This window comes from Blautia sp. LMAG:36 (genome assembly GCF_008680535.1).
GTDB classification, from domain to species: Bacteria; Bacillota; Clostridia; order Lachnospirales; family Lachnospiraceae; genus Blautia_A; species Blautia_A fusiformis.
In genome coordinates this window covers 1-15,677 of sequence record NZ_NALB01000001.1, presented here as the reverse complement: position 1 = coordinate 15,677, position 15,677 = coordinate 1, and the positions used below count along the sequence as shown (strand labels likewise).

The window sequence follows — 15,677 nt, the reverse complement described above, 5'->3', positions numbered from 1 at the left end:
CCATTGTGATCGCTGCCATTGCAGCCTTAGTGGCGGCTTTTATTTATCTCTGGAATACGAATGAAGAGTTCCGGCAGTTCTGGATCAGGCTGTGGAATGAGATTAAGGAAGTCGCTGTCCAGGTATGGACGGCGGTTTCCCAGTTTCTGGTTTCCGCATGGAACGGGATCCGGAATACGGCGGTGGCTGTATGGAATGGCATCAGGGATTTCTTTTCCGGTCTGTGGGCTGGGATTAAGACACTGTTTACTACGGTTGTCACTGCAATTTCTACTTTCCTTGTGGGAGCGTGGAATGGAATCCGTGCAACGGTTATGACAGTGTGGAATGCGATTTCAGCATTTCTGGGTTCTGTCTGGAATGGGATCAGGTCTGTCATTACGAATGTGGTGAACGGGATCCGGACTTTTTGCAGAGTGCATGGAACGGGATTCGGACAGTCATTACTACGGTGATGAATGCAATTCGGACGGTGATCTCTACGGTCTGGAATGGGATCCGGACAATTATTTCTACCGTGCTGAATGGAATCAGGGGTACTGTCAATTCCGTGTGGAATGGAATCAGGAATACCATTTCTTCTGTGGTGAACGGGATTAAGAATACGGTTTCCAGTGCTTTTAATGCCATGTGGTCCGGAATCCGGGGTACGATTTCCGGTATTTATAATACGATCCGGGATGGACTGGGAAATGCGGTGAATTATATTACAGGTCTTGCATCTGCCGGATGGCGGTGGGGTGCGGATATCATCAATGGCATTGTAAATGGTATCCGGAGCTGTATTGGTGCAGTTGCCAATGCGGTGACGGATGTGGCAAATACTATTCGTTCCCATCTGCATTTCTCTGTGCCGGATGAAGGTCCTCTGACGGATTTTGAGAGCTGGATGCCTGACTTTATGAGTGGTCTGGCTGAGGGCATTGAGAAGAGCAGGGGAATGGTGAAGGCGGCTGTGAACAGTGTGGCTGCGGATATGGTGGTTTCGCCGCAGATGGCTGTGGCAGACAGCAGTGTGATGACCGGTACGGGATCGTCCGGCAGTGCGGATCTGACGGCTGGTATTGTGGCGGCGCTGAAGGATGTGCTGGAAGATCAGAAGGGACAGCAGGGGATCTGGTGATTCCTGTTTATCTGGGAAACCAGCTGCTGGATGAGGTGATCGTGACGGCACAGCAGAGAATGAGTCTGAGGAGCGGAGGTAGATAGGATGGCTTTTTTTCAGTATCTTGTGTTTGACGGGGAGAACCTGCCGCTTCCGGATTCTTATGAGGTGGAGCTGGAGGATGTGGAAGCGGATTCCGGCGGTGAGACAGAGGCGGGAACGACACAGAGGGATGTGGTGCGGCATGGGGTTGCACGGATCCCCGTGTCGTTTTCTGTGACTGCGAAGTGGCTTAAGAAGCTGGCAGGGTATGCGAAGAAGGATAAGATCAGTGTGCAGTATTTTGATGTGGAGACAGCGGAACTGAAACTGGCGGAGATGTATGTGACTGGGTATAAGGCGAAGCTGAAAAAGGATACCAGTTATAAGGGGCTTTGGACGGTGAGCTTTACGTTGAAGGAGATGTAGCGAGATGGTATAATGGGAGAATCAAATCGGTATTTGTCAGAAAATGAGGAATAGTTGAAATGGAGGCGCTATAATAACATGAAGATTGAAGGAACCAGAAAGAACTGGATGCAATGGTAGAATTTCATAAGGGAAACCGTGTCGAGGGGCTGAGACTGCAAGAAGAATTTGCAGCGGAATTTCGTAAGGAGTAATAAAGACAAAGATCACTGTCCTTGCCTGAAAGCCTGTCGTTATCACGGAAACTGTAAGGAATGGTGTAGCAATCCACAGAGCGCATCAGGAACATGTTCCTAATTGTATGCGACCATTGATTAATGAAAAATTGAAATTGATGTCAGAATTAACAGAGCATACCTTGGCAAATGAAATAGAAGCTCCACATGAGATTTTAAGAAAATAGGCAAGTCAAATCCCAGTTTCATAGAGGAAATTCGATGATTAGAACATATAGAGAAAGTGACTTGCCTGTTGTTATGGAAATATGGCTTGGCACAAATATCAAAGCACATAGTTTTATTTCTAAAGAATATTGGATAAGTAATTATGAGATGGTAAAAAAAGTTTTGCCTAATGCAGAGTTATATGTGTATGAAGATGATGATACAAAACTAATTGACGGGTTTATTGGATTAACAGATAGTTATATTGAAGGACTTTTCGTAAAAGACATTGCCCAGTCAAAAGGAATTGGAAAGCAATTATTGGACTATGTGAAAAGGATAAAATCTACACTTTGTTTGAGTGTTTATCAAGAGAATATAAGGGCAGTGCATTTTTATCAGAGGGAACAATTCCAAATTCAATCAGAGAACATTGATGATAATACAGACGAAAAAGAGTTCTATATGACTTGGAGCATATAGACAACTTCAAGTTTGCAGGGCAGGTGGCTATCATGGAGATGAAGAAGAATGGAATGAGAAGAAAGCTTACTGGTTTGAACAGCCATATATGCCGCGGATGAAAAATATTGCCAGTGGCTCCTGTTATTCTGGAAGACGGAAGGCTGTCCTTCTGTGTTCCGGGGGATGATGGTCCTCCGTGGTCAGGGTGTGGAACCTGACGGGAAAGGCTGTTCTGGACGGGGATGATTATTTTGAGTTCCAGTGTGATGATGAAGTGATGCATATGCGGGGCGGAACATATAAGTTTTATGCATTGGATATTGATACATTCCGGCGGGAAACCTGCCAGTGGATATCACATGGGGAAGAAATCGCAGACTGCTGTAAGACAACAGAAGAACTGCATGAGTGGTATTTGAAACACTGGACTTATAACAGATAGGATGATTATATTTACGAAGGCATCGGTCACCTGGTTGGCTGGTGCTTTTTTCGTGGGAAATGGAGGTGGCGGGATGTATCCTGTGTCGGATGCTTTTCTGAGGGCAGTCAGGAGTAATACAAGGAAATATTTCTGGACGGGTACGATCGTTACCAGGGGCGGAATGACGTATGAGTTCGGGGCGAAGGAGATTGTGAAGGGTTCCGGGTATATTTCCAGGCAGTGCTGCGGAAGTACGGAGATTGAGCTGGGAACGGTGTATGCTGCGGAGATGGGGATCACGCTTCTGAGTGACATTGACAGGTATACGCTGGAGGATGCCCAGGTGACATTGGTGTTTCATCTGGTGCTGGCGGATGGTTCTGTGGAAGATGTGCCGATGGGAGTTTTTGAGGTCAGTGAGGCGAACCGTCTGGCGAAGTGCCTGGAACTGAAAGCCTATGATTTTATGCTGCGGTTTGATAAGAGTTTCAACGGGTTTGAGACTGTGGGGACTGCTTATGATTTTATTGCCCTGTGCTGTAAGAGATGCAAAGTGGAGTTTGCGAATAAGAGGGCGGAGATGATGCCATGCCGAATGGCGGGGTGACGCTTTCTGTTTATACTGAAAATGATATTGAGACCTGCCGGGACGTGCTGTTTTATGTGGCACAGGTTCTGGGAGGTTTCTTTATTATCAACAGGGAGGGAAAACTGGAACTGAGAAAGTACGGGAAGGATCCTGTGATGAAGGTGGAGCAGAGACACCGGTTTTCTTCCAGTTTTTCGGATTTTATCACTAGGTACCCGGCAGTGAGTTCTACCAATAAGCAGACGCAGATTGCAGAGTATTATGCTCTGGATCCGGATAACGGGCTGACAATGAATCTGGGAGTGAATCCGCTTCTGCAGTTTGGGTTAAAGGAGACCAGGGAGATGCTGTGCAGGAATATCCTGGCAGATCTGTCTGTGATCCGGTATGTGCCGTTTGATTCGGATACCATCGGGAACCCTGCACTGGATCCGGGGGATGTACTGACGTTTGCGGGAGGACAGGCGGATGAGGGACAGATCACCTGTATCACTTCCATCCGGCAGAAGATCGGGGGAAAGCAGAGCCTGAAATGTGTGGGGAAGAACCCAAGGCTGGCTCAGGCGAAGTCAAGGAATGACAAGAATATTTCGGGGGCTGCTGAACCAGATTGAAGACAATGCGAAGACGGGGAAGATCGGGAATCCACACGTTTACCAATGCTTCCGCGCATGAGATAGGGCAGACTAAGGTAAAGCTGATCAGTATTCAGTTTGCTTCTTCTGAGGAAAACCATATGCAGTTTTTTGCACAGGTTGTTGTGGATGTGGCTGCGGATCCGGCGGAGAGATCTGCGGAGGCTGCCGGGGACTGTGGTGATTCCGTTTCCGGGCGGAAGCGGCGGAACTGGAAGTGGTACGGGTGGTTCTGATGGAACCGGGGAGACATCGGATGCAGGAAATTCTGAAAATGATGTGGCAGGGAATGAAGCTGGAAATACTTCCGGGAATGAGAATACAGGGAGTACGGATGATGTCTCTGGTGGATCAGATTCCGGATCCGGATCAGGGGTGGTTCGGAGGTTTCTGTGGATGTGAGCCTGCCGGTGAAGTGGCAGGAAGACGGACAGGCGTTCTGTATGTGGGTCTTTGAATTTAATAATGAGGAGATTGTGGAGCATTGTCCGGTGGAGACCTGGCATTCCGGGAAACATATTTTGTCACTGTATTATCCCATTGAGAAGATCGTAGCCAATTATACGAATACGTTCAATGTGTATCTCTGGATGGAGAATGGCAGCGGGACGGTTGATGTGGGAGACTGCATTGCTTCTGTCAGCGGACAGGCTATGGCTGCAGGGGAAGCCTGGGACGGAAAGCTTGAGGTGGAAGATTATACCACGAGATTTGCCATTGGCGGAGGCCTGAATGTGAATGGCTTCCGGGATTCGCTGTCCATGCAGATGAAGGAGACGGTGAACAGAGGCTTTGAGGTGTATTTTGCTGAGAGAGCGGGAATCAGCGGTTTCTGCAGGCCTGTAGAAATGGAGGGTGTGTGATGAAGTTAAAAGGTGAAATGGTCATTGAACTGACCGATACGAATACGGGTGCGGTGGAAACCGTGCAGGAGACGACATGATCACGGAGGCAGTGAATAATATTCTGGGGCTGAATCCCATGGGGATTTATCTGAAAGCCAGCGGCGAGTATGACAATTCTGTTCTGTGGAACGGGACGCTGCTTCCCATCTGCCCGAACATGATCGGAGGATCCTGCTGTTTCCGGCAGTGCTGGAAGAAAAGGCGGATCATATTTACGAAGCAGGGGAAGAACCTGCCGGTGGCTTATGCTTCCAATAATGTAAATTCCGGTTCTGATGTAGCGAGAGGAAGCCTGAACCAGACGGAGAGCAAGAAGCTGGACAATGGATATAAGTTTGTGTGGGAATTTACTCCCAGCCAGGGGAATGGAAATATTGCAGCGGTGGCACTGACCAGTGCCCTGGGCGGGCAGAATGCTTTTGGCAGTGCGGCAGGGGATGCCAGCACGTTCCTGCTTCTGAAAAAGGTGGATATCGGGGATGTCCCGAAGGCGAGGCAGATGACACTGTTTGAGGCAGTGGGAGCTGGATTTTGAAAAGAACCTGCTGTATTCCATCACCTTTGGGAGTTCCAGTGTGACCATTACGAAGATCCGGATCCCGGTGTTTAACATCGGGCTGAATGAGAAGCTGGATGATACCACGTATACCGTACTGGAGGAACAGACATTGACAACGGAAAGTTTTACGTTCCTGGGGGATTATACGAAGTACGGGGAATTTATGGACGGACATGACGGATACTGGTATGGATTTTCCAATGAGCCGAATGCTTCCGGGGATGCGAAGATGGTGTGGATCCGGATCTCCAAAAAGGATTATTCCTTTACGGAAGGAAGCTGGACACTGTCCAAGGCGAAGCTTTCGGAAGTGGGTACAAGGGCAAAGGACGGTTCCTATCCGGAGCGGAATGTAAAATGCTGTGTGAGGAAGGGGTATCTGTATGTGCCTTCCTATGATAAAAAGGGGGTCTATAAGATCAATACTGCAAATTCAGCGGATGTGACGCTGATCCCGCTGGGCTTTACTTCCAAGCTGAAATCTTTAGGCGAGGCTGGTTCTTGTGAGGTGTACATGACGCTTCTCGGGGACATGATCGTGGCAGGAGATTTCCAGATCACGGCAGATGACAGGGTGATCAGGACACAGGGGAGCGCAAGGTTTGAAGCTATGGCAACGCCTTTGTTCCAGTATAAGAATTTTGTGTTTATGTGGGGCGGCAGTTACGGAAAGGAGCACAGGTGTGCGTACCTTCTGACGCCTTATCTGGCAAGTATTAATAATCTTTCATCAGCGGTGGTGAAGAATACGGACAAGACCATGAAGATCACCTATACGCTGACGGAGGAAACAATGTAGGTCTTTCTGCCGCAGGGCATGAAGATAGAAAACTTATTTACGGCAGTTCTCAGAAATGAGGACTGCTTTTTTCATGGGAGGAGGATTCTGGCATGAAGGAATTTTGGAACTTTATTCAGATGGTTTTTATGGCTGTAGGAGGATGGCTGGGCTGGTTTATGGGAGGCTGTGACGGGCTTCTGTATGCATTGATCGCTTTTGTGGTGATCGATTATCTGACCGGGGTGATGTGTGCTTTTGCAGACCATACGCTTTCCAGTGAGGTGGGATTCCGGGGGATCTGCAGGAAGGTGCTGATTTTTCTGCTGGTGGGAATGGCGAATATTCTGGATGTGGCTGTGATCGGGAACGGATCTGTGCTGAGGACAGCGGTGATCTTTTTCTATATTTCCAATGAGGGTGTGAGCCTTTTGGAGAATGCAGGGCATCTGGGGCTGCCGATCCCGCAGAAGATGAAGGATGTGCTGGAACAGCTGCATGACAAAAGTGAGGGAGTCTCCGATGATGCATCAGAGGATGAGGAAGAAGGTGAATGATTATGGGATACAGTAATAGTTCTTTGGTGGCGTATACGTTGCTCAGTCCGAACCATTCCGGACTGAGAACGGAGCAGATTGACAGAATATCGCCGCACTGTGTAGTAGGTCAGTGTACAGCAGAAGGTCTGGGGGACTGGTTTCATAAATCTTCTACCAAGGCTTCTTCGAATTATGGAATTGATAAGAATGGCCGGATCGGATTGTATGTGGAAGAGAAGAATCGCTCCTGGTGTACGTCCAGTAATGCGAATGATCAGAGGGCAGTGACGATTGAATGTGCTTCTGACAAGGAGGAACCGTATGCTATGCATCAGGTGGTTTATGACCGTCTGGTTGATCTGTGTGAGGATATCTGCAGAAGAAATGGAAAGAAAAAACTGCTTTGGTTTGGTGATAAAAATAAGTCTCTGAATTATCAGCCGAAGGCGGATGAAATGCTCATTACCGTGCACCGGTGGTTTGCGAATAAGAGCTGTCCTGGAGACTGGCTTTATGCGAGACTGGGAGATCTGGCTGCGAAGGTTACTTCAAGACTTGGCAGCGGAAATGTGGAAGTGATTTCATCAGGGATGCAGGCCGGGGAATTTCAGGGGCTGACAGAAGAACAGGTGCTTGCAAAGGTTGGCCCCCTGTTTACCGCAGATCAGAAAAAATCAGGGATTCTTGCTTCGGTGTCTATGGCTCAGTTTATTCTGGAGAGCGGTTATGGAAAGAGTGAGCTTGCGTTGGGAGCCAATAACTGTTTTGGAATGAAGAAGTCACTTTCCGGTAATACCTGGAGTGGTTCGGTCTGGGATGGTGTGAGCATTTATAAAAAGAAGACACAGGAGCAGAAGGCAGATGGAAGCTATGTGACAGTTACAGCGGAATTCAGAAAATATGCGAATGTAGAGGATTCCATTGCGGATCACAGTGCTTATCTGCTCGGCGCTAAGAATGGAGAGAAGCTCCGATATGACGGGCTGAAAGGATGCTCAGATTATAAGAAAGCAGTGCAGATCATTAAGGACGGTGGTTATGCTACCAGTCTTACTTATGTGGAAAAGCTCTGCAGTATCATCGAAAGATGGAATCTGACTAAGTGGGATGTGAAGAATTCTGGTGCTTCGGACGTTATGGTGAAGTATTATAGGGTAAGGAAGTCTTGGAAGGATGCTGGCTCTCAGCTTGGTGCTTATACTGTACTTGATAATGCTAAGGCAATGGCTGATAAACATGAAGGATATACTGTGTATGACTGGAATGGCAAGGCAGTGTATGGGGTTGATGTTGAAAGTGATTCTGATATAGAGTTTTCTAATGTGGATTGCCCATTCATGGTAAAGGTTGACATTGATGATCTGAATATCAGGAAGAGTGCTGGAACGAATACTGCGAAGACTGGAAAGTATACCGGGAAGGGTGTATTTACCATCATGGAAGTCAGAGAAGGAAAAGGCTCTGATAAAGGATGGGGAAGATTGAAAAGCGGAGCGGGATGGATTAGTTTGGACTATTGCCAGAGAGTGTAAGTGAATAGGGTTATGGTGGTGAGTCTGTGGGTGTTGGGAGAGATTCTGATGCTAGCAGGCTTTTTATATTGAATTGGACCGAAAATAATTCTATAATTATTTTGAGAAAATGACTGACAGACTGAAAGTAATTTGGTATTTTGTAATATTCCACTAAAGTGGAAGGAGGGCAACATAGTACACCACATATTATCTTAGGGTTCTACCCAGGAAGGAGGTAGTGCTATGAGAATGATTCTGGAATTGTTAGAACTAATATTTCTAAGAGAAAAATAAGTGATGCATGACCTGTGGGTAGAGATACCTGCAGGTCTTATTTTTTTGTCTTTTTTCGTCATTCACCGGAATTATCTCGGCAAAAGGCGCTTAGGAAGATAGAAGGGAAGAACCTTACTATCTTATGGAGGTGTCGATATGACCGAGAAGAGAGAACTGCCTTGGTGGCAGAAATACACATTAACACTGAATGAAGCATCGGAGTACTTCGGTATCGGATACAAGAAATTGAAACTCTTTGTTCAGGAACATTCAGATGCTGACTTTGTTCTCTGGAATGGCAACAGAGCGCTGATTAAGCGTGAGCAGTTTGAGAAGTATATGGACAGTCAGATGAATGTGATTTAGTTCAAAAAAGTTTTTAAATTTCTTGTGGAAAAAGAGCTTTGTCTGTGGTACACTATCAATACATAGTCGGATACATACTATGCGCTATATGAATTAAGCAGCAAGGCTCTCCCGATTTTGAAAGGAGACGATGTTCAATGAGCGAAAAACGACGCGATAGTAAAAATCGCATTCTTCGCACAGGAGAGAGCCAGGAAGCGGATGGACGATACAAGTTCCGATATATAGATGGCAATGGAAAGCGTAAGACGGTTTACAGCTGGAGATTGGTAGCTACGGATAGTATCCCAGCCGGAAAAAGAGATAATGCACCTTTACGAGAACAGGAGAAAGCAATCAACAGAGACTTGAATGATATGATTACTCCTGATGGCGCAGGCTTGACAGTTCTTGACTTGGTGAAGAAATACATTGCAACCAAGACAGGCGTTAAGCATACAACCAGAGCTGGTTATGGTACTGTAATCAATTTGCTGGATAAGGATCCCTTTGGCGCAAGACGAATTGATAAAATTAGATTGTCGGATGCAAAGGAGTGGTTGATTAGATTGCAGCAGGTGGATAAGAAAAGCTATTCAGCGATTCACTCCATCAGAGGGGTGGTTAGACCGGCATTTCAGATGGCAGTGGATGATGATATATTAAGAAAGAACCCATTTGAATTTCAACTGGCAACTGTGGTGGTAAATGATGCGGTCACTCGTGAGGCCATTACAAGAAAACAGGAAAGAACTTTCCTTGATTTCATCAAAAATGATACGCACTATAGCAAGTATTATGACGGTATGTACATTCTGTTTAAGACAGGGATGCGTATTTCGGAATTTACAGGGCTGACGGTTAAGGATTTGGATATGGAGAGCAGAACCATCAATATTGATCACCAGCTGCAGAAGACCGGAACATTGGTCTATATTGATACAACAAAGACCTATGCCGGTACAAGAGTGATTCCGATGCAGGATGATGTATACGAATGTTTTCAGCGTATATTGAAAAATCGCAGACCACCGAAGGTAGAACCTATGATTGATGGTTATTCTGGTTTCCTATGCTTTGATAAGGACGGTAAACCTATGGTGGCAATGCATTGGGAGAAATACTTCCAGCATGCGGTTGACAAATACAACAGCATTTATCGTGTACAGCTTCCTAAAATTACACCTCATGTATGCAGACACACATACTGCTCTAATATGGCGAAGTCCGGAATGAATCCAAAGGTACTTCAGTATCTGATGGGTCATTCGGATATCAGTGTCACTCTCAATACCTATACACATCTTAAGCTGGATGACGCGAGAGAAGAAGTGGAGAAGCTTGCCAGGAAGCAGGCAGAAGCTGAAAATGAGTTTCGGCAGTTAGGTATGAAGGAGGACAAGGTCAAATTCAAGAAGATGGGGTAAATGGTCTAATTTAGACCATTTCGTAAAATGGCTAGAAAGTCAGTAAATTCAAGGCTTTGAAGATGGTCGTGGTCTAAAACAGATTGAAAAAGGGTAAAATTTTTTAGACCAAATTTTTTTGGAAAATCAAAGATTTCAGACATAGGAGAACGGCAAATGTCGGCTGGTCTAAATTTGAAATCCGAGGCCATTTTAGACCATATTTTAGACCATTTGAAGGAAGAAACATACCGAGATAAGCCAAAATAAGCCGAGAAATGGGAAAAATCTTGATAGACTGAAAAAGTGCGCAAATGCTTGAAAAATAAGGAAAAACCGAGATAATCTGAGATAAAAAAGGAGTTAAAAATAGATGATTAGAGTGTTATTTGTCTGCCACGGCAATATCTGCAGATCAACCATGGCCGAAAGTGTTTTTACGCACAAGGTAAAAACGCTCGGTCTTTCAGATCAGTTTTTGATCGACAGTTTTGCAACAAGTACAGAGGAGATTGGGAATCCACCTCACAGAGGAACAGTGAACAAGCTGAGAGAAGTGGGAATACCACTGGTTCCGCACAGAGCGAAGCAGATTACGTGGGCGGATTATGAAAAATCCGATTATATTATTGGTATGGATTCTGCTAATATGCGTAATCTTAACAGGATGCTGAAGAATGACCCGGAAGAGAAGCTTTATAAGTTTCTGACTTTTGCCGGATCAGGACGGGATATTGCGGATCCTTGGTATACAGGAAATTTTGACGAAACTTATGAAGATATACAGGAAGGTTGTGAGGGATTTCTGGATTATCTGGAGAAACATGGAGAAATCCATTAGTGATATTTCGGAATGAGACACAAATCTGAAACAATACAAAAGGTATGACAGCAAAAGGCAGCGGAAGTTGCTTTTTCTGTCGATGAAAACTTCTTTACAAATCTGAAAGCTTCTATTATACTTGTCCATACAGCAAGCAACTCAAATTCAGCAGAGAAATCTGCTCTCTGCAATTCTACAGTGGAAGTTCTTTCCACAGAAATATCTAATCATGTTATCAGATCAGAATCATTTTGTGTGTCGTTGTGAGAGCGCACAGGATTTTGTCAGGACATTCGTCCGCTTTGTTTCACAGAAAGGAAATTAAATATGGAAAAAAGTTATAAAACTTTTGTCACGGACCTGAGAAAGCTCCTTCTTGCGGCTATGGATCTGAAGGAAGAAGAAATTTATTTTTCAAACGATGGAGAAAAATATGGCTGTTTGGGAGATAGGCTATTTGTAGAGAGTGGTCATATGGAAAAGGCAAAAACAGTTTGCGGGTTGCATACAGAAGAACTTTATAAAAGGTACTGTCAGGAACATTCTTTTGAAAATATCGTTCATGATTGTGTTGGGGAGATAAAGAAAGTCAGTGAAAATTGTGTGCTATGTGATTTGGATGATCTGAAAGATTATGAGAAGGTAAAAAGCAGACTTTTTATTCGACTTCTGAATGCAGATAAAAACAGGACTATACTGAAGGAGTTGGTTCATCACAAAATCGGAGATATTGCTTTAGTGGTTTATTATCTTGCAGGAGAAAAAGAGGGATATGTTCTGAGTGCAAAGATCAAGAAAAGCTTTGTGGAGAAATGGGGAAAAGATGCGGATACTGTTTTCGAAGCTGCTCTAATAAATACATATTTTATCAGTCCACCAAGAATCTATCATTGGGAAAAAATGCTGTTTGATAAGACATATGAAGGAGATAATTTCATGGATATCCTTGGAACATACCATCCAAATAAAGGGATTGCCGGGAATTGCCTGAGTACAGAAAAGCGTACTAATGGAGCGGCAGCAATCTTTTTGCCCGGGGTAGCCAGACGTCTTTCTGAACTTCTGGGTTCAGACCTGTATCTGGTTTTTACCAGTGTTCATGAAGTAATGGTCCATAATGCGGATGTGGTTTATCCGGAAGATTTGAAAGAAGTTCTAAGTGATACGCTCGAGAAAGCAACTCCGGAAGAGGATTATCTGACATCTTCCATTTATCGATACAGCAGAAGGAGTGGTGAATTCTCTGTGGAATTGAAATGAGCTAAAGAGAGGTGACATATGGAAGTGCTTTGAGTTTATCGTTATTTGGGTATTAGAACAGAAATTAAGGCCGGAATCCATCATAAAGAATGAAATTCCGGCCAGGTTCTTTCCATGTGTTATGCTGTTTGTCTAATTATTATAAGAGTTCTTTTTTTGTGGTTTAGCTGAGAAGTGCGGAATCGTTGGAAAATTCTTCACCGCTGGCTTCTTCGAATTTGTCCAGGAGATCTTTGACTGTAAGCTTTTTCTTTTCTTCGCCCTGGATATCCAGAATGATCTTTCCCTCCCACATCATGATCAGACGATTGCCGTGAGTGATTGCATCACGCATGTTATGGGTGATCATCATGGTTGTCAGATGATCGCGGGTTACGATCATGTCTGTGATCTCGAGAACCTTGGCTGCAGTCTTCGGATCAAGAGCAGCAGTGTGCTCATCCAGAAGAAGAAGCTGAGGTTTCTTTAAGGTTGCCATCAGAAGTGTCAATGCCTGACGCTGGCCACCGGAGAGGAGTCCGACTTTGGAAGTGAGGCGGTCCTCAAGACCAAGACCGAGAATCTTCAGGAGTTCGTGATATTCTTCTCGTTCCTGACGGGTAATGCCCGGACGGAGAAGGCGAGATTTTCCGCGGCGTTTGGCAAGAGCGAGATTTTCTTCAATTCCCATAGTTGCAGCAGTTCCGGTCATAGGATCCTGGAATACACGGCCAAGATACGCGGCTCTTTTATATTCTGAAAGTTTTGTGACATCGGTTCCACCGATAATGATCTTTCCGGAGTCTACAGGCCAGGCACCGGCAACTGCATTCAGCATAGTGGATTTTCCGGCACCGTTTCCTCCGATGACTGTAACAAAATCACCTTCGTTCAGATGAAGATCCACGCCGTTTAAAGCAACCTTTTCATTGATGGTGCCCGGATTAAATGTTTTATGTATATCGATCAGTTTCAGCATGATCATTTACCTCCCTGTTTGGCTTTTGTAAAGTATTTGCCCTTCCAGTATGGGAAAGCAAGGAACAATGCAACGACGAGTGCGGAAAGCATTTTAAGAAGGTCTGTATCAATTCCCATCCAGATAACAATCTGAAGTACCAGATAATAAAGAATAGAACCAAATACAACGCTTAACAGCTTCAGTGCAAAGTTGCGGAAAATACGGCTGAAGATCGCTTCACCGATAATTACTGCAGCAAGACCTATAACGATGGAACCACGTCCCATGTTGATATCTGCAAATCCCTGATACTGTGTGAGAAGAGCACCGGAAAGAGCAACAAGTCCGTTGGAAAGCATCAGTCCCAGAACCTTATTACGATCTGTGTTGATACCCTGTGCACGCGACATACTTGGATTACATCCGGTCGCACGCAGGGAACATCCGAGTTCAGTTCCGAAGAACCAGTAAAGGACTGCAATCAGAATAACGATCATAATTGCTACGATAAAAAGCGTATTCTGTGTCAGAACAACACCCTTGACACGTCGAAGGGATACCAAAAGATTAAATTTATCAACATTGATCGCCTGGTTTGCTTTTCCCATGATTTTCAGGTTAACAGAGTAAAGGGAAAGCTGTGTCAGGATTCCGGCAAGGATAGCCGGAATGCCCATAAAGGTATGAAAAATACCGGTGGCAAGACCTGCCAGAAGTCCTGCTCCTGTTGCAGCCAGCATGGACACCCATACATTGTGTCCGCTGAGCATCATCATGATACAAACAGCGCCGCCTGTACATAAAGTTCCGTCAACGGTAAGATCCGCAATGTCAAGAATGCGGAATGTAATGTACACACCGATCGCCATGATTCCCCAGATAAGCCCCTGTGCGGCAGCTCCCGGAAGTGCGGTCATTAAACTCATAATCTGCATGTTAAATTATCCTCCTCTTTTTTATGCACGAACAGCGAGAAGGGTAACTCCCTTCTCGCTGTATCAGTGTATAATAGGTTTTTTACCGATTATTCAGCTGTTTCTTCTGTTTCGATTGCTTCATATCCATCCGGAATTTTAATACCAAGCTCGTCACAGATGTCTTTGTTGTATTCTTTTGTGAATTTTGGTGCATATTCAATCGGCATTTTGGAGATATCTTTACCATCCTGAAGGATGCTGACTGCCATTTCGCCGGTTTTGTATCCAAGATCATAGTAGCTGATGGAAAGTGTTGCAACACCGCATGCCTTGCAGATACCTTCTTCACCAGCGATTACCGGAACCTTTGCCGGGAGACAGATGTTGTTGATGATCTCAGTATTGGATGCTACAGTATTATCTGTAGGTGCATAGATCACATCGCTGTCATTGGCAGCTGTGGTAACAACGGATGAAAGATCGTTGGAATCAGAGAATGCATAATATTCACAGGTATAACCAAGCTTCTCAAGAGCATCTTTTACAGTATCTACCTGATATTGGGAGTTCGGCTCTGCTGAGCAGTAGAGAAGTCCGACATTTTTTGCATCCGGGAAAAGCTCATGGAGCATATCGGCCTGCTCATCAAGAGGAGCAAGATCAGAAGTACCGGAAATGTTCCCGCCTACTGTTCCGTCAAAGTCATCGATCCCAAGAGCGACACCGTACTCGGTAACGGCTGTTCCGAGGATCGGGATATCGGAAGTTCCGGCAACTGCAGCCTGAAGAGATGCGGTTGCGTTTGCAAGGATCAGGTCTGCCCCCTCTGAAACAAAGCCGTTGATAATGGTAGAACAGGTATTAGAATCACCCTGTGCATTCTGCTCGTCGAATTTTACGGAATCCCCCATTTTCTCAGTGATCGCATCCTCAAAGCCCTTGGTTGCGGCATCCAGTGCATCATGCTGGACCAGCTGGCAGATACCTATTGTGTAAGTCTTTTCTTCTTTGGCGCTTACTGTTGCAGCACAGGTCCCTGTTACAAGAGCTGCTGCGAGTACAGCTGTTAAAATACGCTTTTTCATATTGTTTTCCTCCTCGCGATATTGCTGCATTTTTTGGATTATTTAAAAATGCAACTCTGATTGTGTTAATATAACACTTTAACGCTTAAAAGTCAAGAAGAATTAACGCGAAAATATGTTGAATAAACAGATCCGGAAAAACAAAATAAAGCATGAAATGAAATGCAGGCACAGAGAAAAACACAAGGTCATATCATATTGTGAATGTAGTTTTCGAGGAGAATGAACATGGCATATAAAATCGTTCTGGATGCCGGACAT

The 15,677-nt window shown here is 45.0% G+C and carries 14 protein-coding genes and 3 pseudogenes; 14 read left to right on the top strand and 3 right to left on the bottom strand.

Features of this window, described 5'->3' with window-relative positions; all coding sequences use genetic code 11:
* The 14 genes and pseudogenes from CCC17_RS00090 to CCC17_RS00020 form a co-directional block, all read left to right on the top strand.
* On the top strand, positions 1–455 hold a 455-nt coding region (locus tag CCC17_RS00090; RefSeq protein ID WP_330577255.1), incomplete at its 5' end, for a hypothetical protein.
* Positions 410–1,123, top strand: coding sequence for a phage tail protein (locus CCC17_RS00085; protein WP_287082258.1), 714 nt, complete (start codon positions 410–412; stop codon positions 1,121–1,123). The genes CCC17_RS00090 and CCC17_RS00085, both read left to right, overlap by 46 nt.
* A gap of 87 nt (positions 1,124–1,210) precedes the next feature.
* Positions 1,211–1,573 (top strand): hypothetical protein, encoded by a 363-nt coding sequence (locus CCC17_RS00080; RefSeq protein WP_055052359.1) that lies wholly within the window; start codon positions 1,211–1,213, stop codon positions 1,571–1,573.
* A 78-nt stretch (positions 1,574–1,651) separates the two neighbouring features.
* Positions 1,652–1,976, top strand: a pseudogene (locus CCC17_RS14955) (LPS biosynthesis protein).
* Positions 1,977–2,010: 34 nt separating this feature from the next.
* Complete coding sequence (locus CCC17_RS00070) at positions 2,011–2,439, top strand: GNAT family N-acetyltransferase (protein WP_015524533.1); 429 nt, start codon at positions 2,011–2,013, stop codon at positions 2,437–2,439.
* Between the two features lie 178 nt (positions 2,440–2,617).
* Positions 2,618–2,863: a hypothetical protein gene (locus tag CCC17_RS00065; protein WP_287082256.1), complete on the top strand. Its 246-nt coding sequence runs from the start codon at positions 2,618–2,620 to the stop codon at positions 2,861–2,863.
* Between the two features lie 73 nt (positions 2,864–2,936).
* Positions 2,937–4,932 (top strand): annotated as a pseudogene (locus CCC17_RS15145) (hypothetical protein).
* Positions 4,932–6,332 (top strand): annotated as a pseudogene (locus tag CCC17_RS14950) (hypothetical protein). Before CCC17_RS15145 ends, CCC17_RS14950 begins: the two co-directional pseudogenes overlap by 1 nt.
* A 92-nt stretch (positions 6,333–6,424) precedes the next feature.
* Complete coding sequence (locus CCC17_RS00045) at positions 6,425–6,868, top strand: phage holin family protein (protein ID WP_015524542.1); 444 nt, start codon at positions 6,425–6,427, stop codon at positions 6,866–6,868.
* Entirely contained in the window at positions 6,865–8,382 is a 1,518-nt protein-coding gene (locus tag CCC17_RS00040) for a glucosaminidase domain-containing protein (protein ID WP_015524543.1), read from the top strand. The genes CCC17_RS00045 and CCC17_RS00040 overlap by 4 nt, the downstream gene beginning before the upstream one ends.
* Before the next feature lie 414 nt (positions 8,383–8,796).
* A complete protein-coding gene (locus CCC17_RS00035; RefSeq protein WP_009266091.1) occupies positions 8,797–9,006 on the top strand; it encodes an excisionase in 210 nt (69 codons plus the stop codon).
* A gap of 137 nt (positions 9,007–9,143) precedes the next feature.
* Positions 9,144–10,412, top strand: coding sequence for a site-specific integrase (locus CCC17_RS00030; RefSeq protein ID WP_055054003.1), 1,269 nt, complete (start codon positions 9,144–9,146; stop codon positions 10,410–10,412).
* A gap of 352 nt (positions 10,413–10,764) precedes the next feature.
* Positions 10,765–11,232 (top strand): low molecular weight protein-tyrosine-phosphatase, encoded by a 468-nt coding sequence (locus CCC17_RS00025; RefSeq protein ID WP_118752939.1) that lies wholly within the window; start codon positions 10,765–10,767, stop codon positions 11,230–11,232.
* Positions 11,233–11,541: 309 nt separating this feature from the next.
* Positions 11,542–12,474 carry a DUF5688 family protein gene (locus CCC17_RS00020; RefSeq protein ID WP_092068837.1) on the top strand — a complete coding sequence of 311 codons (933 nt, stop codon included), beginning with the start codon at positions 11,542–11,544 and terminating at the stop codon, positions 12,472–12,474.
* A 163-nt stretch (positions 12,475–12,637) separates the two neighbouring features.
* On the opposite strand, the gene CCC17_RS00015 is transcribed toward CCC17_RS00020, so the two are convergent.
* The 3 genes from CCC17_RS00015 to CCC17_RS00005 form a co-directional block, all read right to left on the bottom strand.
* Positions 12,638–13,432, bottom strand: coding sequence for an ABC transporter ATP-binding protein (locus CCC17_RS00015; protein ID WP_118515603.1), 795 nt, complete (start codon positions 13,430–13,432; stop codon positions 12,638–12,640).
* A 2-nt stretch (positions 13,433–13,434) separates the two neighbouring features.
* Complete coding sequence (locus CCC17_RS00010) at positions 13,435–14,349, bottom strand: ABC transporter permease (RefSeq protein ID WP_118515605.1); 915 nt, start codon at positions 14,347–14,349, stop codon at positions 13,435–13,437.
* Between the two features lie 89 nt (positions 14,350–14,438).
* A complete protein-coding gene (locus tag CCC17_RS00005; RefSeq protein WP_287082250.1) occupies positions 14,439–15,416 on the bottom strand; it encodes an ABC transporter substrate-binding protein in 978 nt (325 codons plus the stop codon).
* Between the last annotated feature and the right edge of the window lie 261 nt (positions 15,417–15,677).

What these genes read in the sequence shown, in the direction of transcription:
- CCC17_RS00070 (WP_015524533.1), top strand. Translation starts at nt 2,011, where the DNA reads ATGATTAGAACATATAGAGAAAGTGACTTGCCTGTTGTTATGGAAATA.
- CCC17_RS00025 (WP_118752939.1), top strand. Translation starts at nt 10,765, where the DNA reads ATGATTAGAGTGTTATTTGTCTGCCACGGCAATATCTGCAGATCAACC.
- CCC17_RS00040 (WP_015524543.1), top strand. Translation starts at nt 6,865, where the DNA reads ATGATTATGGGATACAGTAATAGTTCTTTGGTGGCGTATACGTTGCTC.
- CCC17_RS00035 (WP_009266091.1), top strand. Translation starts at nt 8,797, where the DNA reads ATGACCGAGAAGAGAGAACTGCCTTGGTGGCAGAAATACACATTAACA.
- CCC17_RS00020 (WP_092068837.1), top strand. Translation starts at nt 11,542, where the DNA reads ATGGAAAAAAGTTATAAAACTTTTGTCACGGACCTGAGAAAGCTCCTT.
- CCC17_RS00080 (WP_055052359.1), top strand. Translation starts at nt 1,211, where the DNA reads ATGGCTTTTTTTCAGTATCTTGTGTTTGACGGGGAGAACCTGCCGCTT.
- CCC17_RS00015 (WP_118515603.1), bottom strand. Translation starts at nt 13,432, where the DNA reads ATGCTGAAACTGATCGATATACATAAAACATTTAATCCGGGCACCATC.
- CCC17_RS00005 (WP_287082250.1), bottom strand. Translation starts at nt 15,416, where the DNA reads ATGAAAAAGCGTATTTTAACAGCTGTACTCGCAGCAGCTCTTGTAACA.
- CCC17_RS00010 (WP_118515605.1), bottom strand. Translation starts at nt 14,349, where the DNA reads ATGCAGATTATGAGTTTAATGACCGCACTTCCGGGAGCTGCCGCACAG.
- CCC17_RS00030 (WP_055054003.1), top strand. Translation starts at nt 9,144, where the DNA reads ATGAGCGAAAAACGACGCGATAGTAAAAATCGCATTCTTCGCACAGGA.
- CCC17_RS00045 (WP_015524542.1), top strand. Translation starts at nt 6,425, where the DNA reads ATGAAGGAATTTTGGAACTTTATTCAGATGGTTTTTATGGCTGTAGGA.